General features: G+C 62.2%; 19 protein-coding genes. 8 read left to right on the plus strand and 11 right to left on the minus strand.

Translation table 11 applies throughout. The annotated features are described in order from the left end of the window. Window positions 1–7: 7 nt before the first annotated feature. The 3 genes from IB249_RS13420 to IB249_RS13430 are packed head-to-tail and all read left to right on the plus strand — an operon-like array spanning window position 8 to window position 1,624. Window positions 8–676, plus strand: coding sequence for a class I SAM-dependent methyltransferase (locus tag IB249_RS13420; RefSeq protein ID WP_192305389.1), 669 nt, complete (start codon window positions 8–10; stop codon window positions 674–676). 4 nt (window positions 677–680) lie between these two features. After that, window positions 681–1,394: a lipopolysaccharide kinase InaA family protein gene (locus IB249_RS13425; protein WP_192305390.1), complete on the plus strand. Its 714-nt coding sequence runs from the start codon at window positions 681–683 to the stop codon at window positions 1,392–1,394. Between the two features lie 2 nt (window positions 1,395–1,396). Beyond that, complete coding sequence (locus tag IB249_RS13430; protein WP_192305392.1) at window positions 1,397–1,624, plus strand: hypothetical protein; 228 nt, start codon at window positions 1,397–1,399, stop codon at window positions 1,622–1,624. 146 nt (window positions 1,625–1,770) lie between these two features. Here the strand turns inward: IB249_RS13430 and IB249_RS13435 are convergent, their stop codons facing one another. The 5 genes from IB249_RS13435 to IB249_RS13455 all read right to left on the minus strand — a co-directional run bounded on the left by IB249_RS13435 (window position 1,771) and on the right by IB249_RS13455 (window position 9,702). Next, complete coding sequence (locus IB249_RS13435) at window positions 1,771–4,818, minus strand: multidrug efflux RND transporter permease subunit (protein WP_192305394.1); 3,048 nt, start codon at window positions 4,816–4,818, stop codon at window positions 1,771–1,773. Window positions 4,819–4,831: 13 nt separating this feature from the next. Continuing rightward, window positions 4,832–5,980, minus strand: coding sequence for an efflux RND transporter periplasmic adaptor subunit (locus IB249_RS13440; RefSeq protein WP_192305396.1), 1,149 nt, complete (start codon window positions 5,978–5,980; stop codon window positions 4,832–4,834). Between the two features lie 90 nt (window positions 5,981–6,070). Continuing rightward, window positions 6,071–7,168 (minus strand): DUF1513 domain-containing protein, encoded by a 1,098-nt coding sequence (locus IB249_RS13445; protein WP_192305398.1) that lies wholly within the window; start codon window positions 7,166–7,168, stop codon window positions 6,071–6,073. A gap of 14 nt (window positions 7,169–7,182) precedes the next feature. After that, complete coding sequence (locus tag IB249_RS13450; RefSeq protein WP_192305400.1) at window positions 7,183–8,247, minus strand: imelysin family protein; 1,065 nt, start codon at window positions 8,245–8,247, stop codon at window positions 7,183–7,185. Between the two features lie 27 nt (window positions 8,248–8,274). Further along, the gene (locus tag IB249_RS13455) at window positions 8,275–9,702 is read right to left on the minus strand and encodes a di-heme oxidoredictase family protein (protein ID WP_192305402.1); all 1,428 of its coding nucleotides are present in this window, start codon (window positions 9,700–9,702) and stop codon (window positions 8,275–8,277) included. 182 nt (window positions 9,703–9,884) lie between these two features. Here IB249_RS13455 and IB249_RS13460 point away from each other — a divergent pair, with 182 nt between their 5' ends. Beyond that, window positions 9,885–14,180: a dermonecrotic toxin domain-containing protein gene (locus tag IB249_RS13460; protein ID WP_192305404.1), complete on the plus strand. Its 4,296-nt coding sequence runs from the start codon at window positions 9,885–9,887 to the stop codon at window positions 14,178–14,180. Between the two features lie 73 nt (window positions 14,181–14,253). On the opposite strand, the gene IB249_RS13465 is transcribed toward IB249_RS13460, so the two are convergent. The 5 genes from IB249_RS13465 to IB249_RS13485 all read right to left on the minus strand — a co-directional run bounded on the left by IB249_RS13465 (window position 14,254) and on the right by IB249_RS13485 (window position 20,720). After that, the gene (locus IB249_RS13465) at window positions 14,254–15,609 is read right to left on the minus strand and encodes an imelysin family protein (protein ID WP_192305406.1); all 1,356 of its coding nucleotides are present in this window, start codon (window positions 15,607–15,609) and stop codon (window positions 14,254–14,256) included. 230 nt (window positions 15,610–15,839) lie between these two features. Next, window positions 15,840–17,891 (minus strand): putative bifunctional diguanylate cyclase/phosphodiesterase, encoded by a 2,052-nt coding sequence (locus IB249_RS13470; RefSeq protein WP_192305408.1) that lies wholly within the window; start codon window positions 17,889–17,891, stop codon window positions 15,840–15,842. A gap of 1,044 nt (window positions 17,892–18,935) precedes the next feature. Continuing rightward, the gene (locus IB249_RS13475) at window positions 18,936–19,532 is read right to left on the minus strand and encodes a superoxide dismutase (protein ID WP_065949384.1); all 597 of its coding nucleotides are present in this window, start codon (window positions 19,530–19,532) and stop codon (window positions 18,936–18,938) included. Window positions 19,533–19,709: 177 nt separating this feature from the next. Further along, window positions 19,710–20,312, minus strand: a complete 603-nt coding sequence (locus IB249_RS13480; protein ID WP_192305410.1) for a LysE/ArgO family amino acid transporter — start codon at window positions 20,310–20,312, stop codon at window positions 19,710–19,712. A 6-nt stretch (window positions 20,313–20,318) separates the two neighbouring features. Then, on the minus strand, window positions 20,319–20,720 hold the full coding sequence (locus IB249_RS13485) for an ACT domain-containing protein (protein WP_192305412.1): 402 nt from the start codon (window positions 20,718–20,720) through the stop codon (window positions 20,319–20,321). Between the two features lie 94 nt (window positions 20,721–20,814). Here IB249_RS13485 and IB249_RS13490 point away from each other — a divergent pair, with 94 nt between their 5' ends. From IB249_RS13490 to IB249_RS13505, 4 genes are all read left to right on the plus strand, one after another. Then, on the plus strand, window positions 20,815–21,708 hold the full coding sequence (locus tag IB249_RS13490) for a LysR family transcriptional regulator ArgP (protein WP_192305414.1): 894 nt from the start codon (window positions 20,815–20,817) through the stop codon (window positions 21,706–21,708). A 54-nt stretch (window positions 21,709–21,762) separates the two neighbouring features. Continuing rightward, on the plus strand, window positions 21,763–22,755 hold the full coding sequence (locus tag IB249_RS13495; RefSeq protein ID WP_192305416.1) for an NAD-dependent epimerase/dehydratase family protein: 993 nt from the start codon (window positions 21,763–21,765) through the stop codon (window positions 22,753–22,755). Between the two features lie 116 nt (window positions 22,756–22,871). Continuing rightward, window positions 22,872–23,747 carry an ATPase gene (locus tag IB249_RS13500; protein WP_192305418.1) on the plus strand — a complete coding sequence of 292 codons (876 nt, stop codon included), beginning with the start codon at window positions 22,872–22,874 and terminating at the stop codon, window positions 23,745–23,747. Between the two features lie 92 nt (window positions 23,748–23,839). Continuing rightward, a complete protein-coding gene (locus IB249_RS13505; RefSeq protein ID WP_192305420.1) occupies window positions 23,840–24,688 on the plus strand; it encodes a cache domain-containing protein in 849 nt (282 codons plus the stop codon). A gap of 99 nt (window positions 24,689–24,787) precedes the next feature. On the opposite strand, the gene IB249_RS13510 is transcribed toward IB249_RS13505, so the two are convergent. Further along, on the minus strand, window positions 24,788–26,242 hold the full coding sequence (locus IB249_RS13510) for an MDR family MFS transporter (protein WP_412548009.1): 1,455 nt from the start codon (window positions 26,240–26,242) through the stop codon (window positions 24,788–24,790). Window positions 26,243–26,261: the final 19 nt, after the last annotated feature.

Genomic DNA, 26,261 nt, shown 5'->3' on the forward strand with positions numbered 1-26,261 from the left:
CCTGGTGATGGCCGGCCCGATAAAGCTCGATTTTTCCGAAAAATACGACGATTCACACGCACAGAAATATTTGCGCAAACATCAGGACGGTTTGGGCCGTCGGTTGTCTCATTGGCGGGACGAACAACTGGCGCGCAAAGCATTGACCCTGGTCGGTGAACCCGGCCTAGTCCTTGATTTACCCTGTGGTGCCGGGCGTTTCTGGCCTTTGCTGGCGGAAAAACCCAACCGCGTGATCATCGGGGCGGACAACTCCGAGTCGATGATCAAGATCGCGCTCGAGGCGCAGCCCGCCGAAGTGGTAAAACGGGTACGACCCTTGCACACTTCTGCGTTCGACATCGACTTGCCTGATAACGCCGTCGACAGCATTTTTTGCATGCGCTTGTTGCACCACATCGGTGACGCCGAGCATCGACTGGCTATTTTGCGTGAATTCGAGCGGGTCAGCCGTGACAGTGTGATTCTGTCTCTATGGGTCGACGGTAATTTCAAGGCGTGGAAGCGCAAGCGTTCCGAGCTTAAGCGTGAGCAGGAAGGTTACCAAAATCGATTTGTGTTACCGGCTGCTACGGTTGAAAAAGAATTTGAGCAGGCGGGTTTCCGTATCCAGGAACAACTGGACTTTCTACCGCTCTATGCCATGTGGCGGGTTTATGTATTACGCAAGAGGTAACACAATGGCAGTGCAGTGTGCAGCAGAAGCAGACGTCGCCTCCGAAGATCGATTTGATCATTACTGGAATCAGCGCGGCGAATGGGTTGAAGAACCCAATGTTCGTCGTGGTGGTGAAAGCGGCGTACAGCGCGTCAAGGCAGCGGATGGCCAGTTGTTGTATGCCAAACGTCAGACCGGGCATATCTACCGCAGCTGGCTGCACCCCTTCGGTCGCCCGACGGTTCTGCGTGAACGTGACGCGCTGATTGGCGTGAGCAAGATTGGCGTCCGTGTTCCCGAAATCGTTTTCTGCGGCGCGCAGCGCGATCCCGCCCACCAATGGCGCGCGCTGCTGGTGACCAAGTCGCTGGATGGTTTCGAGGAAATTGCCCATTGGTACGCCGGCGGCGGACGTGAGCGTCACGGTGACGCCGTGCATGACCGCGTGCTGAAGGACGTGGCGGAAAACCTGGCGCTCATGCACCTGGGCCGCTGGCAGCATAGCTGCCTCTACATGAAGCATATTTTTGTCCGGGTGACCGGGGAAGGCGAGGCGACCAAGGTTGAAACGGCTCTGATCGATCTGGAGAAGTGCCGTCAGCGTTTGACCGCCTATCGCGCCGCCTCCCATGACCTGAAGCAACTGCGCCGCCATTCGTCGTTCAGTGCGACGGAGTGGGAGAAACTCGTCTACTTTTACGAGACAGCGTTTGGCAGCGCTATCAAAGGTTTATAGTGATGAAACTAGAAATTGCGCGAGGTTTGTTCCTGCTGGGAGCCTTGGCAGTTGCTTCATTGGCGGTGGCGGCTTGGGAACAGCCGCGCACGCAGGTCCTCGGTTCAGTGAACGGGGACGCACGATGCCCGCTGCCGCGGATTGCCAAGGCATCGGCTGCAACCCAACCCGATCATGATCTGCTGCTGTTCATGTTCGGACTCTCTCAAGGACTGAGGCCGCAAAGTTGACCCGATCGAAGCCCCCGAAAAGGCCTCGCTATTGCGAGGCCTTTTTTATGTGTGCAAGAAAACTGTGGGAGCGAGGGTCACCAACGACAAAGCGGGCTGGTTGATGGCCCGCCTTGTCCGGACGTTTATCGCGAGCGGGCTCGTTCCTACGGATGGATTTGGGGATCAGTCGGTTTGTCCGGCTTGGCCAGCAGGGTATAGACGCACGGCAATACGAACAGGGTGAACAGGGTGCCGATCGACATCCCCGTGGCGATCACCGTGCCGATGTCGAATCGGCTGACGGCACCGGCGCCCGTGGCAATGATCAGCGGCACCATGCCGAACACCATCGCCGCCGTCGTCATCAACACCGGGCGCAGGCGGATCGACGCGGCTTCCTCGACGGCCTCGCGAGGCGTCAGGCCCTTTTCCTTGCGCAGCTGGTTGGCGAACTCGACGATCAGGATCCCGTGCTTGCTGATCAAACCGATCAGCGTCACCAGGCCGACCTGGGTGTAGATGTTCATGCTCGACCAGCCCAGGAACAACGGGATCAACGCACCGCAGATCGACAGCGGCACCGTCACCAGGATCACCAGCGGATCGCGGAAACTCTCGAACTGGGCCGCCAGGACCAGGAAAATGATCGCCAGTGCCAGGGCAAACGTCACCCACAGCGCACTGCCTTCCTGGATGTACTGTCGCGAGGCCCCGGCGTAGTCGACGGCGAAACCGGCCGGCGCTTCTTCCCGGGCGATCTGGCGCACCGCTTCGAGGGCTTCCCCCATGCTCACCAGCGGCACGCCGGAGAGGATCGCCGAGTTGAGCTGCTGGAACTGGTTCAATTGCCGTGGCCGTGCACGGTCGGTGACAGTGATCAGGGTCGACAGGGCCAGCAGCTCACCCTGGGTGTTTTTCACGTAATAGTTGTTCAGCCAGTCCGGGTTGTCGCGGAAGGGCCGTTCGACCTGCGCGATGACCTTGTAGCTACGCCCTTCAATGGTGAAACGGTTGATTTCCGCCTCGCCCAGCAGCGTCGCCAGCGTCCCGCCAAGGTCCTGCATGGAGACGCCCATCTGTGCGGCCTTGGCGCGGTCGATGTCCACCACGACTTCAGGTTTGTCGAATGCCAGGTCAACGTCGACGAAGGCAAACTTGCCGGACTCCATCGCCCGCTTCTTCACCCGGTCCATCACTTGCAGCAACGACTCGTAATCGTTGGCGGTATTGATGACGAATTGAAATGGCAGCCCTTCGCCGGTGCCCGGCAGGGACGGCAGGTTGAAACCGAACACCTGCAAGCCGGCAATGCCCTCGAGCTTGCCCTGGACCTCGGGCAGGATTTCCATCTGGGTGCGGTCGCGTTCGTTCCAGGGCTTGAGCAGGAAGCCGCCGACCCCCGATTGCACGCCATTGAAGCCGTTGATCTGGAACGAGGAGTAGTACTCGGGAAACGCCTTGAAGATGTCGATGAATTCGTTGGTGTAGGCGTTCAGGTAGTCGAGGTTGGTCGGCTGCGGGGCATTGGCCAGCATGAAGATGATGCCCTGGTCCTCGTCCGGTGCCAGCTCCGACTTGGTGAAGGTGAGCAGCGCCGGAATCAGACACAGCACGATGGCGGCAAACACCAGCACCACCGGGCGGGTGTTCAGCGTGCCGTGGAGCAGGCGCTGGTAGCGGCGTTTGAGGCTGTCGAAAATCAGGTCGAGGCGGTGTGCCAGGCCCGTGGGGTTTTCGTCGTGGCGCAGCAGGACGGCGCACATCATCGGTGACAGGGTCAGGGCGACAATGCCGGAGATCACCACCGCGCCGGCCAGGGTCAGGGCGAACTCCTTGAACAGCGCGCCGGTAAGGCCTGTCAGGAAGCCGATGGGCGCATAGACCGCCGCCAGGGTGATGGTCATCGAAACCACCGGCATGGCGATTTCCCGGGCCCCCTCGATGGCGGCATCCAGCGGCGTCTTGCCTTCCTCGATATGCCGGTGGATGTTCTCCACCACGACGATGGCGTCGTCCACCACCAGGCCGATGGCCAGCACCATGGCCAGCAGGGTCAGCAGGTTGATCGAGTAACCCATCATCTGCATGAAGAACATCACGCCAATCATCGACAGCGGGATCGTCACCACCGGGATCACCACCGAGCGCAGCGCACCGAGGAACAGGAACACGACGACTATCACGATCAGCACTGCTTCGAACAGGGTCTTGACCACCTCGTCGATCGAGGCCTGGATGAACAAGGTCGCGTCGTAGGCGATCTCGCCCTTGAGGTTCGGCGGCAACTGGGCCTCAAGGTCGGGCATGATCTTGCGCACTTCCTTGATCACGTCCAGCGGGTTGGCGCCGGGCGTGGCCTTGATGCCGATGTACACCGAGGGCGTGCCACCGAAGGAGCTGATGCTGTCGTAGTTCTCTGCGCCCATTTCCACGCGTGCGACATCGCTGAGCAGCACGCGGCTGTCACCCTCGACCTTGAGCGGGATCGCCGCAAAGGCCTCGGCGGACTTGAGTTCGGTATTGGCGTTGATGCTGGTGACCACGTACTCGCCTTTCACTTCGCCGGCGGCGGAGAGGAAGTTGTACTGGCGCACCGCGTTGGTGACGTCGCTGGCGCTCAAGCCGAAACCGGCGAGTTTCACCGGGTCCAGCCACAGGCGCATGGCGAATACCTGGTTGCCAAGGATTTCGGCTTCGGCCATGCCCGGCAGCGTGGCCAGTTTGGGCTGGATGACCCGTGACAGGTAGTCGGTGATCTGCGGGTTGCTCAGTTCCTTGCTGAAGAAACTGATGTACATCAGTGCCGAGGCGTCGGCCGCTTCCTTGCTCAGCACCGGGTCTTCGGCGTCCTGGGGCAACTGGTTCTTCACCTCGTTGGCCTTGGCCAGAAGTTCGGTGAACAAACGGTCGCTGTTGGAACCGATGCGCGCGTAGATCGAAATCACCGAGAAGTTCTGGCGACTGACCGAGGTCATGTAGTCGATGCCTTCGGCGCTCGCCAGGCTCTGTTGCATCGGTTGGGTGATGTAGCCCTGGATGGTTTCGGCGTTGGCGCCGGGGTACGCGGTGGTCACCGTGATCAGGGCGTTTTCCATTTGCGGGTACTGGCGCAGCGGCAGCTTGCTCCAGGCCTGGAAACCCAGCAGCACAATCAGCAGGCTGACCACGGAGGCGAGCACCGGGCGGCGGATGAACGGGTCGGTAAAAGCCATGGGAATTCCTTGATCAGTCCGCACGCGGCGGGCTGTTCTTCTCGCCTAGGGTCTTGTCGTCGCTGATGGCAATGTGCGCGCCGTTGTCCAGTTTGATCTGGCCGGCCGTGACCACTTTCTCGCCGCTGTGCACGCCCTTGGTAATCATCACCACGCCGTCGCGGCGTTCGCCGGTTTCGATGAAGCGACGTTCGGCGATCAGGATCGGTTCACCCTTGTCGTTTTTTTCCAGCTGGCCGTCTTCGGACTTCTTCTGCGCGACGATGTACAGCGAGTTGCCGTACAGCGTGTAGGTGATCGCGCTTTCCGGCACCACAACGCGCGGCTGCGGGTCGGGCAGCATCACCTGCAGGTTGGCGAACATCCCCGGCAACAACTTGCCGTCGGGGTTGGCCAGGGTGGCGCGGACCTGAACGTTGCGTGTGCTGTTTTCGACCTTGGGGTTGATCGCGCTGATGGTGCCGGGGAAGGTCTGGGCCGGGTAGGCCGCGACGATGATCTCCACCGGTTGACCAACGCCGATTTTCGGCACCGACTGCTCGGGCACGAAGAAATCGACATAGAGGCTGCTGAGGTCTTGCAGGGTGGCGACCACGGTGCCACTGGCCAGGTAGTCGCCGATGTCGACCTGGCGAATGCCGATGGTTCCGGTGAAGGGCGCGGCGATACTCTTTTTGCCGAGGGCCGCCTTGAGCTGGTTGACCGTGGCCTTGCTTTTTTTCAGCACCGCCGACAGTCGGTCGAATTCGCCTTTGGAAATGGCCTGGCTGCCGACCAGTTGACTGCCACGACCGTAGTCGAGCTGGGCCAGCCCGAGATCGGCCTCGGCCGTTTCGAGCAGGGCCGATTCCACCTTGCTGTCGAGTCGCAGAAGCGGTTGGCCAGCCTTGACCTTCTGCCCCGACTCGAACTGCAAATCGATGACCGTGCCGTCGGTTTCCAGGCTCAGGTCCACACCCTGCAACGCCTTGAGCGTGCCGACCGTCGGCAATCGTGCCTGCCACGGCTGCTCGACAGCGGCGGCCACCGCGACACTGATCGGCGGCTTCGGCGCGGAGAAAGCCTGGATCATCGTATAGATGGAGAAGGCTTTGTAACCGGCCAGGACCAGCACGATCAACAGAACAATACCCAACATGATCAGCATGCGGCGACGCAGCATATTTCCATTTCCTTGGAGAAAATCAGGTGAGACAGTCCGGCACATTACTCCCTGTGCGAAGGCTATTCCAGTGACCGCAAAACAGCGTTTTCAGATCAGATGCAAATGGTTGTCCCAAAGGCCGGCAGGCAGCTCCAGCGGTTTTGCAACAAGGTTTGTCTGGCGGCAATCGTAGTAGCGGCAGCGACCTTGTCCGGAGGTCACGACAAAGCCATCGGCCACTGCACCGACCCCGGCACAGTCAGGCAGTGGCGCATCCAGGCGCACGTCACCGCTGTCCAGGTCCCAGATGAAAAAGCGGTTGCCCCGGGGCGCCGTCAATGCCACCAGGCGCAGGTCGCTGTGCACCGCGACGCTGGCGGTGTAATGCCCCATGGCCTGCAATTGATGCTCGGGCACCGGGAACGCCACGAACGGCTGGCCGGGACGCTTGATGGCCAGCAACTCCGACGATTCGTGAGACGGGCCCATGAACTGCTGGCCGGCGACGATGGTGCCGTCGCTGGCAATGCCCAGGTGGCGCACGCTGTTCATCTGCTGCGCGAGGGTTTCCTTGCTCAGCAGGGTGCCATCGCGTTGCATCAGCACCAGGCTCGGCTCCATGGCATCGAGGTTCATCTCGACCCGGCTTTCGGCCTCGGTACGAATGCCACCGTTGGCCACCACCAGGGTTTCGCCATCGGGCAGCCACGACACCTGGTGCGGTCCGATGCCATGGGTCGATATCTCGCCGCTGTGCACCAGGCGTTCACCTTCGAACCGGTACACACCGAGCAGACCGCGCCCCGGATCGGACGTGTCGTTCTCGGTGGCGTAGAGCCAGTCGCCGCTGTTGTGGATCACCGCGTGGCCGTAGAAATGCCGGTTCGGCTGCGAGACCACCGTCTGCAACAGCGTGCCGTCGCGCAGGTCGATCAGGTAGCTTTCGGTGCCGGGGCGCCGGGCGACGAACAGGGCAATCGGCCGTGTCGGGTGATCGATGATGTCATGGCAGCGCTGGCCGACCTGGGTGGCGAACACCTGGGTGCCGTCCAGCCGATAGCCGACGGCGTAATGCTTGCCATCGCCATCGTCCCGCGCCGAGAGCAGCAGCGGGCCGTGATCCTTTTGCTTGAACAGCTTCCAGCCGCCCAGGGTCACTGCGCCCAGCAGCAAACTACCTAACGTCAGAGCCTGTCGTCGCAGCATGGCACTCGCCCTCATCAGTCACCGTCGTTGGCGTTGAAGCCCAGTTGGATGCCCAGCGCCTTGGCCAGTTCGCCTTCGTGCAGGCGATGGACGACGTTGAGGCTGTCGTAGATGTCGTTGAGTTGCTGGCGACCGGCATCGTCGCCGAGCATTTCGGTCAGCGAGCGCTGGTTGCTGGCGAACAGTTTCAGGGACGCGGCGTAAGCGGCATCGATCTTGTCGGCCAGGGGTTTCTGCTCACTCGGCAACAGGCCGCGCAGGCCTTTGTTGTCCACGCCTTCCCACACGGTTTTGGCTGCGGCGAGGCTGGCTTCAAGGCCGGTCAGGGACGACTGGCTGCGCCAGGCATCGGCCTGGAACGGTTGCGGCACGCCCTTGGTCTGGCGGCCCATCGGCGTGCCGAGTTTCTTCTTCAGGCTGTCGAGCGCGGTGACCTGCACCCGCAGCAGGTCGGCGATGGCTTCGTGGGAATCGGCGTAGCGCTGGTTCGGAAACTTGCTCATCTGCGCGAGCATGCCATCGGTGTTGTTCCAGCCTTTGAGGATCTCTTCAGCCAGTTGTTTCTGACGCTCGCCGATGGCGATCAGCAGTGGGCAGTACCGGGCTTTCTGTTCGGCGTTGGCCACATCGGGCTTGCTGTCGAACAGGATGTATTCGTAGGCGGACAGCCCTTGAACCACCACGCTGGACTTGGCGAGGGCCGCGGCATCGATCTGCGGCTGGGCGCTGACCAGTTGTTCGACCTGACGACCGACGAGGTTTTTCTTGTCCGGCCAGAATTGCACCTGCCAGGCGCGATTGCCCTCGGCCAGTGGACCGATCAGCAGCGGTTGCAGCTCGGCCCAGGCTTTTTGCGCGTGGAGGAAATCGGCGCGGGCGGTGTCGAGGCTTTCCTTGCCTTCGCAATAGGCCAGTGCACTGACGGCCAACTGCCGGTCAGCCTCGACCCAACGGGTGTAGGTCGGCAGGATCACCGATTTGGCAATGGCCGCCGAGGTGACGGCCTGCGGATCCTGGGGTGAGCAAGCGCCGAGGGCGAGGGCGGCAAGGCTGGTGAACAGTAACTTGGGACGGAACATGCGAGGCTCCCGCTGATTCAATGCGTATTAAAGGGAATTCAAAAAGGCCAGCAACGCGGCGCGCTGCTCGGCATTGAAAGACAAAACCTGTTGCTGCGCCGCCTTCGCTTCGCCGCCATGCCAGAGCACGGCTTCGAGCAGGTTGCGGGCGCGGCCGTCATGCAGGAACTGGGTGTGGCCACTGACCGCTTGCGTCAGGCCGATGCCCCATAACGGCGGGGTGCGCCAGTCGCGGCCACCGGCCTTGAATTCGCTGCGGTTGTCGGCCAGGCCGTCGCCCATGTCGTGCAGCAGCAGATCGCTGTAGGGACGAATCACCTGATTGGCCAGTTCAGGCTCGGCGGCGTTGGCGGCGGTGGTGTACTGGGGGGTGTGGCAGGACTGGCAACCGGCCTGGAAAAACAGGTTTTTGCCGGCCAGCACCTCAGGCGCGCCGACATCGCGGCGGGCCGGTACGGCGAGGTTGCGGCTGTAGAACAGCACCAGGCGCAGGATGTTGTCGCTGACTTCCGGTTCGCCATCCTGGCCATTGCCATTGGGCGCCTGCTTGCAGGCGGTCTGCGCGTCGGTGCAGTCATCGAAGGGCCTGAGACGGGTCGTGAGGCCCATATCACCGGAAAACGCGTGAACGTTCTGTTGATTGAGATTCGGTTGCCCGGCCTTCCAGCCAAATCGACCGAGGACGGTTTTCTGCTCGGCATCATCCCAGACCTGGTTCGGCCGGCCGGCGATGCCGTTGTTGTCTTTTGCCTGTGCCCTGGCATTGGCCAGGATCGCTTCCTCGGGGATGGCTTCGAGCAAGCCCAGGCCGATCATCGGCGGCGCGACCCGCGCGGAAAAACGCGTGTCCGGATGCATTGGGCCATAGCCCAGCTGGGTGATGTTCAGGCTGGGTTGGCGCAACTCCACCTCGGTGCCGTCCTTGAAGCGCATCGTCACGGGTGTGTAGTCGACCCGCACCTTGCCTTCCGGGACGACGCCGGGGATGGCCATGTCCTGGAATTGCCCGCCGTAGACCGGTTCCGGGACCACGCCGAGGCGTTCGATGACCTTCGCGTAGCCCGGCGCATCGGGTATCGACAGGCGTACCAGCATCGACACTGCGTTGCTGGCATCGGGCGCGGGTGGATGGCCGCGACCGTCCTTGATGTGGCAGTTCTGGCAGGCGTTGGTGTTGAACAAGGGACCAAGGCCGTCCCGCGCGGTGGTGGTCGACGGGGCGATCACCCAGGGGTTGCGGAAGAAACTGTTGCCGACGCTGAAGTCCACGCGCCTGGACGGCGGCAGGTTGGCGGAGGGCAGGGAAAACGCATTCTGGTCAGTCTTGCGCACGGTCGTGCTGCCACCGGACCGGGCTTCACCCGGTTCGGCTTGGGTGAAACGCGGGGCGTCATCGCAGGCACTCAGGCCCAAGGCCAGAAACAGCGCGGACAAGCGAAGAAGCAGCGAAGGCATCAGACATCCTGCAAGACGAGCAAAACAAGGGCGCAAAGTCTAACAGGGCAGGGCGGATTGAATAAGAGGAATTATCGTTTGCTTGACCCTGCGCAAGGGATGGGCAAGGGATAGATATGTACCGCACCCGGTCAATGGCGCGCGGGCAGGATGCCGGTGATCTTTTCCCGGAGTTTTGCGCCATGCAGCATGAAGTTCAAACCTCAGCGCGGACCGCCTTGGCGTCCGCCCGCGTCAGCCCTGCTCAGACGACCTTGCAGGAACGCCTGTCCGCGCTGGACGTGCAGATCGCCGAGCGGTTGGCCGCCAGGCCCCATTTCCACGCGTTCGTCGGCGAGGCTTTCGCCAAACACTTCCCCGGCCTGACACCCGCTCCCGACCTGCTGCGCAACTTTATCAACAGTGATGAGCCGCCGCAGGCCGAGTCCTGCGCCGATAAGCCGGCCAACGCTTGCGCCAACAGGGACGCCGGCCCGCAGCCCCTGCCGCCGAGCCTGATGGACGCGGTGGTGCGGCGGATCGTCAGCGGGCAGGCTTCAAACTACGCCTCACGCAAGGTGCGCTTCGAACGCGCCTCCGAGGTGGGGGGTGAGGCGCTGCCGTACACCGCGCTCCAGCCGCCAGCGTTCGATGCCTTTCTCGATCAGTTGGCAGGCGGGTTGCCCGCGCAATTCAACCGCTATATGCAGCGTTACTGGGCGCAGCCCTGCAGCCCGACCGATGCGCGCACTTACCGGCAGTGGCTGGTGGCGACGCGTATCGAACAACTGAAAACCGAAGTGGCCCTGCTCAAGGTCGACGGTTTGCTCAGCGCCAGCGCCGTGACCCTGTTCGAAACGGTCCTGCGCCATCCGGATGCACAGTCCCGGCAGACCCTGGAGGATGCTCGTCCCTGCGTGTACGCCGTTGCCCTGCAGGACGCAGAGGCCGACGCAATAACCCTGCACGGTGCATTTATCCTGACATCGCGGGACCCGCAGCATGCCCGGGTGCAATGGGAAAGTGAGGTGACCGCCCCGCAGGTCCGGCCCGTCGAGCGCAACGCTAACGTCGGCGCCGTGTTGCTGTTTACCCCGAACAACGGTCTGGAAGCCTTCGACTCGCTGGCCAGTCTTGACCGCGAGTTGCATCGACGCGTGAGTCACGCCATCGAGTTCGCCACGCTGCTGGCCCTGGTGGCCGACAAGGACCGGGCACGGGTGCTGGCCCTCCAGCAGCAGGCACCCGAGCGGGATCGGGTGGAATACCTCGAACGCCTGGATTCTCCCTTCGATTACAGCATCGAGTCGCAATGCCAAGGCATCGCCGAGAACCTCGTATCGACCTTCGCTCGCTACGTGAAGCAAGGCGTGCACGCGGACATGGCGAACATGCCGGGCGCCATCGACCGGGTGGCCGACCCGCGTCGCGCCTTCGAGGTCCAGCCGATTCTGGAAGCCAGGCTCAGGAAGCAATGCAAGGCCCGCCTGAGCGCGTTTCTGCAAGGCGCGAGCCGTTCCGATCAGGAAGCCTGGGCCCTTGCTTTCAGGCACTACACGGAGGCGCTGGCCAGCTTGCCGGAATATGAAGGCCTGCCGTCCTTGGCCCAGTTCAGTGACCGGCGCGAGCTGTTGGTCTACAGCAACCGGCAGTTGCGCGCGGCGCTTGAAACCCAGTATGGCTTGGCCGTGAACCCGGACGATATCGTCGTGCACACCCGCGAGCCCGAACTGCCGATCAACTCAATCCCCGCCGGAGCCCCCGGCACCTCCATCCGCAACCCGGGTGATTTTCGCTTCAAGCATCGACAGCGGACATTGACGGAGCTGGCGCTGGATAACCTCTCCGGCATTGACCACAACTTCACGCGTTACACCCGGCTGAGTGTGAAAACCGCCGAGGCCGATCCACCGGAAAAGGCCGACGCTACCAGGGCGCCGACAACCGAAGCGGCGAAGGCCTACAACGATTTGACCCTCCAGCAAGTCAAGGACCTGATCCGCAGCACCAACGTCGGTCAGGCCTATCAGGATTTTCTCAAGTCGAGCCTGGTCAGCTCGCCGGCGGCGCTTGCCCGCAAGCAGTCGTTCGCCGGCTTGATCGAGCGGCAACTGCGACTGGATGCCATCGAGGCCAGAATCAACGGCGATTTTCTCCCCGACCGCCTGGCGCGCGGCTTCCATTGGGTGCAAGTGGTTCTCGATGCGCCGGTGGACAACGACCAGCGCCAAACCGTGGAAGGTCATCGGGTCGTCGTTCAGTACCTGCAGCTGCGCGGCCAACGGGTGCGCGGTGTGCTGTTGTTCGCCACGGCTTCGGCCGGGGTTGGTTCGGTCGTGGTTTACACCCCGGGAGCCCCGGGCGGCCGGGTGTTTCATGAGTATCGCAAAGAACGCCTGATGGTCGACTTCGTGCACAACAGTTCCTGGCGCGACTATCTGGCAGGGCGCGTGGATCGGGCCTACCAGGCTCAGGTACTGGCGACCCTCAAGGGCCGCGGCGATGTCTCGACGGTCAACATGACCGGTATCGCCGGCAACCTCTTCGAAGACGCGTACGAGGTCGAAGCGAATTTCGCGATCAACGATGCAGCGGCCCAGGTCACGACCACGCACCAGACCAATGTCGAGACCGGGCTGCTCATCGCCACTACCGTGGCCGATGTGTTGAGCATGGTGCTGCCGGTGCATGTCACGCTGCCCGTCGGCGTCGCCAGGAGCCTGATCTCGGTGTTCAACGCGGTGGATGCCGCGCAGATCGGCGACCGTGCCGGCGCGGCGCACCACATTGTCCGGGCCCTGGCGGAATTTACCGGGGTGTTGATCGATGGGGTGATGGCGGCATCGATTCTGCGCGGCACGGGCGCGGGTGTCGCCACCGCCGATGCGAGTGGTCGAAGCCTGAATCCGCAAATGGCCCTGAGGGAAAAACCGCAGGGCGTGGTCGAGCTCAGCGGTTGGGAAGGCAAGGGCATCTACAGCAAGCGCTCGAAAGAGGGTAACGCCCGGCAGTACTTCCTCAATGACCGCAAACACTGGTATTCGATCATTGACGAGGGTTTCGAAGAGGCGTGGCGAATCCGGGATGCGCGCAAACCGTTGCAGATGCATTACGCGCCGATCCGCCGCACGTCCAAGGGACAATGGGAGATCGGCACCCACCCCGACGCGCCGGGGCTGGGCGGGGTTTCGCCCCAGGAGGCGCTGCGGGACCTGTATCCCTTCCTCAGTGAAGCGCAAGCCCGCCATGTGTTCGAGTCATTCGCCTTTCCGCGAGGCCGGGAGATCGAGTTGGGGCTCAGTTTTGTCCAGCACCTGGGTTCAGGGCTGGCGTTGGACTCGTTCAATCGTTACCTGCGGGTCAGCGACTCGCTCCTGCGCATGCGGTTGTCGGGACATGGCACGCCCAGCGGTTTTTCCGGGGGCGGGGTGGCTGTCGAGCCGTCCGCACCGGCGGTGCCGAGGGCAGGTCCGAGCCAACCGCGTGCGCCCTCGCCATCGCCATCGATGCCTGGCCGGGCGCCCGGTGAACGGTTTCTCGACTGGGGGCAACGGATCGAGGCGTCGGATCTGAATCTGCACAATACCGAGTTCGGCATCTACCGGCGCACCGGTGGCGATCCGGGGCGGGTGGGACGCGACTACATCAAGATCGACGAGCGCTATTACCCGATCCTGCCATCGGGAGATCACGCGACACCGCATCTGGCGTTCATGTTCGACGACCGGCTCGACATCAACAGCTTCGCGCAGTTCGAGCACATGATCTGGACGGATATGCACAACCAGCCGCGATCGGTTTTTTTTGCCGCAGCCGATCAACGCTGGATCAATTCGTCCAGCCTGCTGTTCGAGAAGACCATCAGCCGCTACGTGGGGGACTCGTTTGCCACGTTCGGCCCGGCCAGTCAGCAACACATTGCCCAGACGCTGTTCGACCAGGCGAACCCCAACGGCCTGACCGCGTCGGGTATCGCCAGCGTTTGGCGCACGTTGAAGGCCTGGAGCAGGCGATCGTCGGCGCCTGCAATGCCGGGTGATCCGTTGGCGCTGTTGCCGGTCACGCCGAGAAGCGCCGCCGGGCAGTGGCTGCTGCGGGACCCAAGCGCTGCCTTCAATCGCCTTGAGCTGAAGTCCGTCGGAGCGGAAAGCCTGCTGCACACGGTGATGCGGTCCGCCACCGAAGAGTCCTTGCGGCTGTTGTTGAGCCAACGGCTGGTCGGCAGCGGATACCAGATGATTGCCGGTTATCGTCTGGGCTCTGAGCTGTTGTTCCGTTGGCCAGGGCATTCGCGGGTGTATTGGCTGTCGTTGCGCCGGGTGCTCGGCGACGTGGTCGATGGCAGCGCGCACGCGGTGCCGCAGCTCAACCTGATGGACACGGTGAGCCGCAACCTGGTGACTCAGGCCCAGGCCCGTGGGGATCTTGTGGCGCTGGTAGGGGGTGTTCGTCTGCCCGTCGCCGGCGCGGCGGTGGAAATCTTCATCTTCCGCACTTGAGGCGGGGCGGGCGGGATAAAAAAAGCCCCGAACATTCGGGGCTTTTTCTGGACGCGTTGCTGAGCGGAATCGATCAGAACTCGTGGTCGGCGTTGTCCGGGTTCAGGTCAGTGATGCCCAGTTTGCCAGCGGCCGCTTCGATTGAGCCGGTCTGCTTGACCAGGGAGGCGATGGCGTCGCGCACGATCTGGTTGCCAGCGGCGTTACCGGCGGCGATCAACTGGTCATAGTGCTCACCCTTGAGGGCGTGATCGACGATGACCTGCATCTTCGCTTCAGTGGCTTCCAGGTCGGCTTTCAGCGCGCTGTCGGCGGCCGGATCGGCCTTGGCCACCAGGGAAGACAGGCTGGCGCCGGTCATCTTGGTGCCGTCGACGCGGGTGTATTCGCCCAGGTACACGTTGCGGATGCCCTTGGCATCGTAGAACTGCGAGTAGTGGGTGTTGTCGCTGAAGCAATCGTGTTCGTCTTCCGGCGAATTGGCTTCCAGGGACACCTTCATGCGCTCGCCCGCCAGTTCGCCCAGGGACAGGCTGCCCATGCCGAACAGCATTTTGCGCAGGCCGGCTTCGGCCGGTTCGGCTTCCAGGACGGCGCGATAGTTGTCGGCCACGTTCGGCTTCCAGTTACCGACCATTTCTTCCAGGTCGCTGACCAGCAGCTGGGTCACCGCCTTGAGGTAGGCGCGACGACGATCGTTGTGGCCGCCGGTGGCGCCGGCACCTTCCAGGTAGTCCGAAGCCGGACGGTTGCCGGCGCCAGGGCCGGTGCCGTTCAGGTCCTGGCCCCAGAGCAGGAATTCGATGGCGTGGTAGCCGGTGGCGACGTTGGCTTCGGAACCGCCCAGCTCGTTGAGGCTGGCGAGTTTTTCCGGCGTGATGTCCTTCACGTCGATCTTGTCTTCGCCCACCTGGATTTCGGTGTTGGCGATGATGTTGGCCGTGGCACCCGGGTTACCCAGGGCGTGCTCGTAGGATTTGTCGACGTAGTCGATCAGGCCTTCGTCCAGGGGCCAGGCGTTCACCTGACCTTCCCAGTCGTCGATGATGGTGTTGCCGAAACGGAATGCTTCGCTCTGCAGGTAAGGGACGCGTGCGGCGACCCAGGCTGCCTTGGCGGCTTTGAGGGTGTCGGCGTTCGGCTTGGCGAGGAACGCGTCGACGGCGGTTTGCAGGGTTTTCGCGGTGGATTCGGCATCGCTGTAAACGGCGTAGACGATGTCGGCGTAATGCGCGACAACGGCCTTGGCGGCCGCTTCATCGACTTTGCCGGCGGCGGCAGGTGCGGCGGCTGGAGCAGCCGGGGCAGCGGCAGTGCTGGCAGCCGGCGCAGGTGCGGCAGCTTTTTCTTTGTCTTTACCTTCGCCACAACCGGCGAGGGAAATAGCGATGGCCAACAGACTGGCGGTAGCCAGAGGCATACGAATCATGGCGAACATCCTGCTTCGAGAGGGGGTGGAATGGCGCGCCCGGCGCGCAAAACTGCCACATAATGCAAATCTTTCGCATTATGTGTAAAGGGTTGTAGCTGGAAATATTTCCCATTCACGGGTGCCGTGTGGGGAGCGAGCCTGCTTGCGATGAGCCGCACGGCGCCGTGGTGCGCCGGGGGGACGGGTATCGTTGACGTCCATTCCGAGCGGGCACGCTTGCGCAGCGATTACAAAATCGCTGCGTTACTGCGCTGGGCCTGCTTCATGTAGGCGCCCAGTTCCCGTGCCGGCAGGGGTTTGCTGTAGAAGTAGCCCTGACCTTCGTGACAGCCTTCGGAAATGATGTAGGCCTCCTGCTCGGCGGTTTCCACGCCTTCGGCAATCACCTGCATGCCCAGGCTCTTGCCCAGCTGGATGATGGCGCGAACGATGGTCGCGTCGTCGTCGTCATCGAGCAGGTCCTGAACGAAGCTCTTGTCGATCTTGATCTTGTCCAGCGGCAGGCTTTTGAGGTAACTCAGAGAGGAGTAGCCGGTGCCGAAGTCGTCGATGGCGATCAACGCGCCGGAGCGGCGCAGGCTCAGCAGGTGCTGGGCGGCGGTGCTGATGTCTTCCATCAGGCCGGTTTCGGTGACTTCCAGTTCCAGGCTGCGCGGCGGCAGGCGGTACATTTGCAGCAGGTTGTTGACCACCCGCGGCAACTCGGCGTGGTGCAGTTGCACGGTCGACAGGTTCACCGCCATGCGCAGTTCGGTGAAGCCCTGGTCGTGCCAGTCGCGCAGTTGTTTGCACGCCTGGTCCAACACCCACTCGCCGATGGCGATGATGGTGCCGTTCTGCTCGGCCAGCGGGATGAACAAGTCGGGCGGCACCAGTCCGTGCTCGGGATGTTGCCAGCGTATCAATGCCTCGACGCCCACCACGCGATGATCGCGGTAGCTGATCTGGGGTTGATAGACCAGGTAGAACTGATCCCGGGCCAGGGCATCGCGCAGGTCTTTTTCCAGCTCGCGACGGCGACGCATCTCGGTGTCGACGCTGGCGATGTAGAACTGATAACGGTTGCGCGAGCGGGTCTTGGCCAGGGTCATGGTCTGCTCGGCCTTTTGCAGCAGTTTTTCCGTGCTGTCACCGTCCTCCGGGAACAGGGTGATACCGATGGTGGCGCGCAGGCGGATCTCTTGATGATCGAGGGCAAATGCCGCTTCCAGGTCATCGAGAATGCTCTGTGCCAGCTCCGCCGCTTCGTAGGGTTGTTCGATATCGGCCTGGACCAGTGCGAACTGGTCGCCGCCGAGGCGGGCAAGGGCGCCGAGACGACCGCTGTGGGCACGCAGACGGTCGGCGAGGGCCAGCAGCAGTTGGTCGCCGGTCTGATAGCTGAACTGTTCGTTGATGCCCTTGAAGTCATCCAGGCCCACACACAACACCGCGACCCGGCGTTGCAGTTTGCCGGCGTCGACCAGGATCTTGTCCAGTTGCGTCTGCAATTGCTGGCGGTTCGGCAGGCCGGTGAGGAAATCGTACTGAGCCATGCGCAGCAGGCTGTTTTCCGCCTCGTGGCGCAGGTGCGTGTTGCGCTCGATGGATTCGAGCAACTGGTTGGCGGTGTTGATCCAGATCCCCAGTTCGTTTTTTTCGTGACCCTTGAGCTGCGGGATCTTGTGCTCGCTGGGACGGTCCGGGTTGATTTCGGTCAGGTGCTCGATGATGCGCGACAGCGGCTTGGTCAGCAGCCAGTGATAGACCAGGTACAGCACCAGGCCCATGGCCAAGGCACGCAGCACGCCGGAAATGAAGATGATCACCGAGCTGACGATGAACCCCTGCCCGTAGGTGGCGGTGTCGAGGGTGATGCTCAGGTCGCCGTAGTACTCGCTGTAGGGGCCACGACCGACCAGTTGGGTGGTAAACGTGCGCTCCTTGCCCAGGATAAGGTCCGTCAGCCAGCGGCTGTTGGAGACCTGCAGATCGCGGGACTTTTGCGCGAGCATGGCTTCATTGGGGTGGCCGATGGACGCCTGGCGCACGGCATCATCCTGAAACAGGCCTTCGATGACCTGCATGCCCATTTCCCGGTCCAGGCTGTAGACGGCCTGGGTCGAGGGGTCGCGAAACATGTCGAGGATGCGCTGGGCATCACTGGCCACGGCCTGGTGTGTTTTATAGGCATCGAAAACGATCTGTGCGCAGCTCAAGACCACGCCGACGATCAATGCCGACAGGAGCACGACCCGGAGCAACTTCACCGACAAGCTGTTCTTGAGTTCCAGCTTCAAAGAGTCATTCCTTGTTCCGTGCAGGTAGCATCAAGTTGCCATGAGTATTGGCAATCCCGTGATGGCAGTCAAAGGGACAATCGAACACAGGAACATTTACCTGTGGGGTTGGCCGAAATGCTGTTGCCTGGCGTATTTGCGCTGATTAGTACTGTTTCGGTAGTCGAGTCCTTCAACTTGAGGGGCGGGTCAGCTTATTTTCCTTCAGTTTGATGTTAGACGGCTATGGCGTTGGAGCAAGGGGCTGTGGGCGGGTTTCATTTTCGGCATGTGTAGGGAGTTGGAATGAGTGTGGGAGCGAGCCTGCTCGCGAGGCGGCCGACCGGGTGGTCTCCATGTCGCGGCTGTACCCAGTCTCCTGTGGGAGCTGGCTTGCCAGCGAAGGCGGTCTTATGGACTGCCATGTTCTTGGTAGCGTACATATCCATTGCTGCGGTAACGGCTACTTATGGCTCCGCTCTTACAGCGGGTCACTTTTTTCAAACGCCAAAAAAGTAACCAAAAAGTCTCGCCCCAAGCGTCCGGCCCCTCGCTTGGGCTCGGCGTACCTTCGCTCCGGCATCCATCCGGGGACATCGCCTCCGGTTTGCTGCGCTGCACCTCCTTTCGATGTGTGCGGCTTCGCCGCACGGCGCTGTGCGCCCACTCCCCGGATGAATGCCTCCACTCAGCCTTCCGAAGGGGCGGGTGGATCAAAAGCAACATCAAAAGCTTGCAAGGCGAGCTAACGCTCGGTTTGGTGTTTTGGTTGGTTTGGTGGGCTCATCCTGTGGGAGCGAGCCTGCTCGCGAAAGAGGCCGGCCAGACACTCTCCATTTTTTGCGGCTGTACTCGGTCCCCTGTGGGCGCTGGTTTGTCAGCGAAGGCGGCCTCACAGCCTTCCCTGTTCTGGCGGATGCACCCCGACACTCAGTAAGAGCGGTCGACACTCGACTGTTCGCGGTGGTCGTCAACGAAACGCTGGATTGCTGACACCCCCCATTGCGCTTTCCAAACCCCATAAAAAAACCCGGCCAAGGCCGGGTTTTTCGACTGGCGTCGAGCTTAAGCAGTGAAGGTCTTGCCTTCGAATTGCTCAGCCACGAATTTCCAGTTGACCAGGTTCCAGAACGCTTCGACGTATTTCGGACGAACGTTGCGGTAGTCGATGTAGTAAGCGTGTTCCCAGACGTCGCAGGTCAGCAGCGGGGTGTCGCCGTTGGTCAGCGGGTTGCCGGCGCCGATGGTGCTGGCCAGGGCCAGGGAACCGTCAGCCTTTTTCACCAGCCAGCCCCAACCGGAACCGAAAGTGCCGATGGAAGTCTTGCTGAACTCTTCCTTGAACTTGTCGAACGAACCGAAGGCTGCATTGATCGCTTCAGCCAGTGCGCCGGTTGGTTGACCGCCGGCGTTTGGCGCCAGGCAGTTCCAGTAGAAGGTGTGGTTCCACACTTGAGCGGCGTTGTTGAAGATACCGCCCGAGGAAGACTTGACGATTTCTTCCAGGGTCTTGCCTTCGAACTCGGTGCCAGGCACCAGGTTGTTCAGGTTCACGACGTAGGTGTTGTGGTGCTTGTCGTGGTGGTATTCCAGGGTTTCCTTGGAAATGTGCGGCTGCAGGGCATCGTGGGCGTAAGGCAGCGGCGGCAATTCGAAAGCCATGATCATTCTCCTAATCAGGTCAGTTTGCGGTGGTCGCAAGGCCGATCACGGGCGGCCCGACAAAGCGCCAGGAGTTTGTACTCTTTGCGGCGCATCGACCGGATCATAGCACCGGGGGTGCGGCATAACCACGCAACAACTGTGTGGGATAGAGGTTCCAGAGCCTTTTGGAATAAATCAGGCACTCACGATCAGTTGAGCCGCCACGGTAAACATCATCACCGCCACCAACAGGTCGAGAATCCGCCAGGTGCTCGGCCGGGCCAGCCACGGGGCCAGCCAGGCGGCCCCCAGCGCCAGGGTGAAGAACCACAGCAACGACGCACTGGCCGCGCCGACGACGTACGCGCCGGGCTCGGTCTGCTGGGCGCCGAGGGAACCGATCAGCAACACCGTATCCAGATAGACGTGCGGGTTGAGCAAGGTCACCGCCAGGGCGCTGAGCATGACCGCGCGCAGGGAGCGAACGGTCTGGTTTTCCCCCTGTTGCAGGCTCTGTTTCGAGCAGGCCCGACGCAGCGCGAGGCTGCCGTACCAGATCAGAAACGCTGCACCGCCCCAGCGGGCGACCGCGAGCAGGGTCGGGTTGTGCGCCAGCACGGTCGCCAGGCCGAACACACCGGCGGCCACCAGCAGCGCATCGCAGACGACGCAAAGTGCCGCCACCGGCAGGTGATGTTCGCGACGCAGGCTCTGGGCCAATACGAAGGCGTTCTGCGTGCCGATCGCCATGATCAGTCCGGCGGCCACCAACAGGCCGTTCACATAGCTTTGCCACATAGACGATTACTCCGCGTTGGCTGCCAGGTCGCGCAACACCTGCATGGCGCGTTCGGCATCGGCCTGGCCGACGAACAAATGGTCGTGGTAGTAACCGGCGATCACGTTGCAGCTGATGCCTGCCTGGCCCAGCGCCGTGGCGAAGGCGGCCGTCAGGCCGACGGCTTGCAGCGCCGAGTGCACGTTCAGGGTGATCCAGGCGGCGACGTAGTCGAAGTCGAACCCGGCCTGTTCAGCATGGGAGCGCTGCAGGATCACCGTCAGGCCTTCCTGTTCGCGAAAACTGCCGATGATCTCCAGGCCGTCCGGCAACCGACCGTCGCGCAACGTGCAGAACACGTATTCGCCGGCGTTGAGTTGCGGGCTCATGCTTCGCAAAAGGGTTGCCAGTGATGTTTCGCCAGCCATACGGGTGTTCCTTTCAAAAGTTCTTGCTGGCCATTCTCCGTCCGCAGGCTGTATAAGAAAAACCAATCCTGCTGATTGCTCATTAGGAAAACTGATGTTCGACTATAAATTGCTCTCGGCCCTGGCGGCGGTGATCGAACAGGCCGGTTTCGAACGGGCCGCCCAGGTGCTCGGTTTATCGCAGTCGGCCATCTCCCAGCGCATCAAGTTGCTGGAAGCACGGGTTGGCCAGCCGGTGTTGGTGCGCGCCACGCCACCGGCACCGACCGATATCGGCCGACGTCTGCTCAACCATGTGCAGCAAGTGCGCCTGCTCGAACGCGACCTGCAAACCCTGGTCCCGGCACTGGACGAGGAAGGCTTGCCGGAACGCCTGCGCATCGCCCTCAACGCCGACAGCCTCGCCACGTGGTGGGCCGATGCGGTCGGTGACTTTTGCGCCGAGCAACAGGTGCTCCTGGACCTGGTGGTCGAAGATCAGACCGTCGGCCTCAAGCGCATGCGGGCCGGTGAAGTGGCCGCGTGCCTGTGTGCCAGTGAACGTCCGGTGGCCGGCGGGCGCAGCGTGTTGCTGGGCGCCATGCGTTATCGTGCGCTGGCCAGCCCGGCGTTCATCGACCGGCACTTCCCTCAGGGCGTGCGGGCCGAACAGTTGTCGAAAACGCCAGCCCTGGTATTTGGCCCGGACGATTTCCTGCAGCATCGCTACCTTGCCTCACTCGGGGTCGACGGTGGCTTCGAGCACCATCTATGCCCGTCATCCGAAGGTTTCATTCGCCTGGCCGAAGCCGGTCTGGGCTGGGGCCTGGCGCCTGAACTGCAGGTTCGCGAGCAGTTGAAACGCGGGGTTTTACGCGAGCTGTTGCCAGATAAGCCCATCGATGTCCCGCTGTACTGGCATCATTGGCGCAATGGCGGGCAGTTGCTGGGGCTGCTGACCGATCAATTGGTGCGCTCATCGAAGCAATGGCTCGTGCCGTTGGACTGAGCCGCAGCGTCAAGACCTCACGCACTACGCAAAACGAAATATTCGGAGCACTACATGAAGATTCTGGTCACCGGCGCAAGCGGCTTCATCGGCGGACGCTTTGCGCGTTTTGCCCTGGAGCAGGGCCTGGAAGTACGGGTCAACGGTCGCCGGGCCGAAAGCGTCGACCACCTGGTGCGTCGTGGCGCCGAATTCGTCCAGGGCGACTTGAGCGACCCGCAACTGGCGCGCGACCTGTGTGCCGATGTCGAGGCAGTGGTGCATTGCGCCGGCGCGGTGGGGGTGTGGGGGCGTTATCAGGACTTTCATCAGGGCAACGTGCAGGTCACCGAGAACGTGGTCGAGGCCTGTCTCAAGCAGCGCGTGCGGCGGTTGGTGCATCTGTCCTCGCCATCGATCTACTTCGACGGGCGCGATCACCTCGGATTGACCGAGGAACAGGTGCCCAAACGCTTCAAGCATCCGTACGCCGCGACCAAGTACCTGGCCGAGCAGAAAGTCTTCGGTGCCCAGGAGTTCGGCCTGGAAACCCTGGCCCTGCGCCCGCGTTTCGTGACCGGCGCCGGCGACATGAGCATTTTCCCGCGGTTGTTGAAGATGCAGCGCAAAGGGCGCCTGGCCATCGTTGGCAACGGATTGAACAAGGTGGATTTCACCAGCGTGCAAAACCTCAACGAGGCCATGCTCAGCAGCTTGCTGGCCAGCGGCTCGGCGTTGGGCAAGGCCTACAACATCAGCAACGGAACGCCGATTCCGTTGTGGGATGTGGTCAATTACGTCATGCGCAAGATGGATGTCCCACAGGTGACCCGCTACCGTTCCTACGGCCTGGCCTACGCCGTGGCGGCGCTCAACGAGGGTGTGTGCAAGCTGTGGCCCGGGCGTCCCGAGCCGACCCTGTCACGTCTGGGCATGCAGGTGATGAACAAAAGTTTCACCCTGGACATCAGTCGCGCCCGGCATTATCTGGATTACGATCCGAAAGTCAGTCTGTGGACCGCCCTCGATGAGTTCTGCGCCTGGTGGAAGGCCCAGGACATCCGCTGAAACACAGACGGCCCGGATACTGAACCCCGCCCCGGTATCCAGGGTCAATCGATGCGGCTGACGGGTTTATACTCTGGCCCATAATGCCATCACCGGGTTTCACAAAGGTCGACTCAATGTCCATGCGTAACGATGCCAACGACGACTTCGACGATGTACCGAGCCTGCGGGCCGATGTCCTCGACGACGATGATTTTCCAACCACGGCGCGCACCACGGTCCATTCGCGCACGCCACCAGTGGTCAAGGTCAAGGCCGCGAGCACCGGCCCGTTGTGGGCGCTCGTCGGCGCGTTGTTCTTCGCCTTCGCCGGCCTGGCCTGGTGGAGTTTTCAGCAGATTTCGCTGATGGAACAGCAACTGGTGGCGACCCAGGAAAGTTTCGCGCGGATCAGTGAGGAAGCGGCGGGGCGCCTGCAGGACATTTCCGGCAAGGTGGTCGCCAGCCAGACCAACGTCACCAGCGACAGCGAAGCGCTGAAACTGCAAATCAGGCAGTTGGAAAGCAAGCTCCAGGACCAGAGCAAGCAGCAACAGGGTGTTGTCGGCCAGACCACGGACCTGGACAAGCGCCTGGCGCAAATGACCGCGCAAACCAGCGAACTGGACAAGCGCCTGGCGCAGGCCACTGCCCAGAACACCGAGCAACAGGCGGCCAACACGCAATTGCAGGCCCAGGTCAAAGCCTTGAGCGGCGAACTGGCGGCGCTGAAAAGCGCGCCGGCAGACACCGACAAGATCGACGCCCAGCTCAAAAGCCTTGGCGCCGACATTGCCACCCTGAAAAAACAGGGCAACCCGAGTGCCGCCATCGAACGCCTGGAGCAGGACATGATCGTGCTCAAGAGCGAGCAGGACAACCGCCCGGCCGCTGCGCCGGCGTCGTCCAACACCGCCGAATTCGACGCCTTCCGTAGCCAGGTCACCCGCAACATCAACACCCTTCAGGCGCAGATCCAGAATTTGCAGCAGCAGTTGCGCGCCAAGCCATAGGCGGCGGATTGTGACTGCGGTTTGCTGAATGTCCCTGCATGCCCCATTGCCGTCTACGCTCTTGAAACACTGACAAGAACGAGGGATGGGCAATGGGGTTTCTGCATCGGTTGGCCCTGCTGGGGGGCATGTTGTTGCTGTTTGCGGGGCAGGCACAGGCTGCCGCGACAGAAAAGGACGACAGCAAGGCGGCCATTGCCTTGCTGGAAAAGGCCCTGGCCTATTACCACGACAACGGCGACAAGGCGTTTGCGGCGTTCAGTCGCCAGGGCGAGTTCGTCGACAAGGATCGCTACGTGTTCGTGGTCGATACCCAAGGCGTGATGCTGGCCAGCGGCGGACCTTCCTCGGCATTGATCGGGCGCGATGTCTCCGAAGTCCTCGGACCGGACGTGCGCAAGGCCTTCCAGAACGCGTTGAAAGTGCCGGAGGGCAATGGCATTCAGGAGGCGGAATATCGCTGGCAGAACTGGTCCGATGGCAAAGTCGAGCGCAAGCACGTGTACTACCAGCGCATTGGCCAACGCATCCTGGCGGTGGGTTATTACCTGCCACGGGCCTCGGCAGAGCAGGCGATGGCGCTGCTGAACAAGGCGGCGGCCGATCTGACCCGGGACGAGAAGGGCACGCTGACCGCGATCAATTCCCTCAAGGGCGGTTACCTGCAGGATGACCTGTACGTGTTTGTCGTCGACCTGGACACCCAGCGTTATGTCGCCCACGGCACCAACCTGCGCCTGGTCAACACCGATTTCGGCAAGATCAAGGACCCTGAAGGCAAGCCTGTGGGTGAGCCGATCCTGGCGTTGATCGCCAAACAGGATTACGGCGAGTACGCCTACAAGTGGAAAAACCCGGTGACCGGCAAGGTCGAGGACAAGCACGCGTACCTGAAGAAGGTCGGGCATTTTCTGGTGGCGGTGGGTTACTACAGCCCTTGAGTCGGGGTGAGCGATGTCTGCCATCGCAAGCGGACTCGCTCACCTCTGCAAGGTGTTCTTCTGTGGGAGCGAGCCTGTTCGCGAGGCGGGCTATACGGTCTAGCGAACCTTGTCCTCGCGCCCGCGCAACAATCGGTTCGGCATCACGATCGCCGCTGCCAGCCCCAGCAGCGAGACCGCCGCGCTGACCAGCAGCAAATGCCGGAAGGTCGTCAGCAGCTCCGCGCGCAAGGCATTCTGCTCGTTCCCTGGCGCGGCGTTCAGGCCGTCGAGCAGGACGTTTCCGGAGTGCCCCTCGGCCAGCAGGGTCGAACCGGCCAGGTGGGAAAAGCTCGAATCCTGCAACAGTGCCAGCAGCAGTGCCGACATCAACGCCACCCCCACTGCGCCGCCCAGGGAGCGGAACAGGTTGGTGGTGCTGGTGGCAACGCCGATGTCGCGCTGGTCCACTGCGTTCTGCGTACCGACCAGCGACGTGGGGAACTGCATGCCACCGGCCATTCCGTTGAGCAACATGAACAGGCTGCTCAACCAGAACGCCTGCGGTGCACTGAACGCCATGCCCAGGATCGAGATCGGCATCAGGATCGCACCCGCCAGAATCTGTGGCTTGTAACGACCGGTGACCGAGGTTCGACGACCGGCGAAATAAGCGCCAATCGGCAATCCCATCGCCAATGGCAGCAGGTGCAGGGCAGCGCTGTCGGCCCCGGCGCCGGTCACGCTCTGAAAACGCAGCGGCATCAGCACGATCAGCGAAATCGCCTGGAAGCTGGTGAAGAAAATCGTGCACCAGCACAACAGGGCGTTGCGGTTGGCGAACAGGTGCATCGGCAGCAAAGGCTCCCGGGCACGGCCTTCATGCCAGACGAAGACGGTCAGCACCGTCAGGGCTGCTGCAAACAGCCCGAGCACTTCGCTGCTGCGCCATGAATGCCCCTGTCCGACCTGGGTGATGCCGAGCAGCAGCGCAGTCAGGCCGCTGATCATCAACAGCGTACCGAGGTAGTCGATGACGGGTTTGCGTTGGGGGATCGGCAGGCCCACCAGGTTGCGTCGGGCCACCCAGTACGCACCGAGCCCCAGGGGCAGGTTGATCAGGAACACCCAGCGCCAGGACAGGTATTCGGTCATGTAGCCGCCCAGCACCGGACCGGCGACGCTGGCCACCGCGTACATGCTGCTGAAATAACCCTGATAACGCCCGCGCTCCCGGGGCGGCACGATGTCGCCGATGATCGCCTGGCTGACCGAAATCATCCCGCCGGCGCCGATGCCCTGGAGAATTCGCGCCAGCACCAGTTGCTCCATGCTCTGGGCCATGCCGCAGAACAGCGAAGCCAGGGTGAACAGCCCCATGCCGAACAGCATCAGCCGGCGCCGTCCATACAGGTCGCCCAGTTTGCCGTAGATCGGCACCGCCACGGTCATCGCCACCATGTAGCCGGAAATCACCCAGGCCAGCAGGCTGACATCCTTGAACTGCGCAGAAATGGCCGGCATTGAAACGGCGACGATGGTCTGGTCCAGCGCGCCGAGAAAAATCGCCAGCATCAGTGCAATCAGCACATTG

The sequence above is a fragment of the Pseudomonas sp. PDM04 genome, assembly GCF_014851765.1.
GTDB lineage: Bacteria > Pseudomonadota > Gammaproteobacteria > Pseudomonadales > Pseudomonadaceae > Aquipseudomonas.

Excerpts from the sequence above, each read along its gene's own strand:
- IB249_RS13475 (WP_065949384.1), bottom strand. The coding sequence starts at position 19,532 with ATGGCTTTCGAATTGCCGCCGCTGCCTTACGCCCACGATGCCCTGCAG.
- IB249_RS13440 (WP_192305396.1), bottom strand. The coding sequence starts at position 5,980 with ATGCTGCGTCGCCGCATGCTGATCATGTTGGGTATTGTTCTGTTGATC.
- IB249_RS13455 (WP_192305402.1), bottom strand. The coding sequence starts at position 9,702 with ATGCCTTCGCTGCTTCTTCGCTTGTCCGCGCTGTTTCTGGCCTTGGGC.
- IB249_RS13495 (WP_192305416.1), top strand. The coding sequence starts at position 21,763 with ATGAAGATTCTGGTCACCGGCGCAAGCGGCTTCATCGGCGGACGCTTT.
- IB249_RS13490 (WP_192305414.1), top strand. The coding sequence starts at position 20,815 with ATGTTCGACTATAAATTGCTCTCGGCCCTGGCGGCGGTGATCGAACAG.
- IB249_RS13445 (WP_192305398.1), bottom strand. The coding sequence starts at position 7,168 with ATGCTGCGACGACAGGCTCTGACGTTAGGTAGTTTGCTGCTGGGCGCA.
- IB249_RS13500 (WP_192305418.1), top strand. The coding sequence starts at position 22,872 with ATGTCCATGCGTAACGATGCCAACGACGACTTCGACGATGTACCGAGC.
- IB249_RS13425 (WP_192305390.1), top strand. The coding sequence starts at position 681 with ATGGCAGTGCAGTGTGCAGCAGAAGCAGACGTCGCCTCCGAAGATCGA.
- IB249_RS13450 (WP_192305400.1), bottom strand. The coding sequence starts at position 8,247 with ATGTTCCGTCCCAAGTTACTGTTCACCAGCCTTGCCGCCCTCGCCCTC.
- IB249_RS13460 (WP_192305404.1), top strand. The coding sequence starts at position 9,885 with ATGCAGCATGAAGTTCAAACCTCAGCGCGGACCGCCTTGGCGTCCGCC.
- IB249_RS13430 (WP_192305392.1), top strand. The coding sequence starts at position 1,397 with ATGAAACTAGAAATTGCGCGAGGTTTGTTCCTGCTGGGAGCCTTGGCA.
- IB249_RS13510 (WP_412548009.1), bottom strand. The coding sequence starts at position 26,242 with ATGCTGGCGATTTTTCTCGGCGCGCTGGACCAGACCATCGTCGCCGTT.
- IB249_RS13505 (WP_192305420.1), top strand. The coding sequence starts at position 23,840 with ATGGGGTTTCTGCATCGGTTGGCCCTGCTGGGGGGCATGTTGTTGCTG.
- IB249_RS13485 (WP_192305412.1), bottom strand. The coding sequence starts at position 20,720 with ATGGCTGGCGAAACATCACTGGCAACCCTTTTGCGAAGCATGAGCCCG.
- IB249_RS13480 (WP_192305410.1), bottom strand. The coding sequence starts at position 20,312 with ATGTGGCAAAGCTATGTGAACGGCCTGTTGGTGGCCGCCGGACTGATC.
- IB249_RS13465 (WP_192305406.1), bottom strand. The coding sequence starts at position 15,609 with ATGATTCGTATGCCTCTGGCTACCGCCAGTCTGTTGGCCATCGCTATT.
- IB249_RS13420 (WP_192305389.1), top strand. The coding sequence starts at position 8 with ATGGCCGGCCCGATAAAGCTCGATTTTTCCGAAAAATACGACGATTCA.
- IB249_RS13435 (WP_192305394.1), bottom strand. The coding sequence starts at position 4,818 with ATGGCTTTTACCGACCCGTTCATCCGCCGCCCGGTGCTCGCCTCCGTG.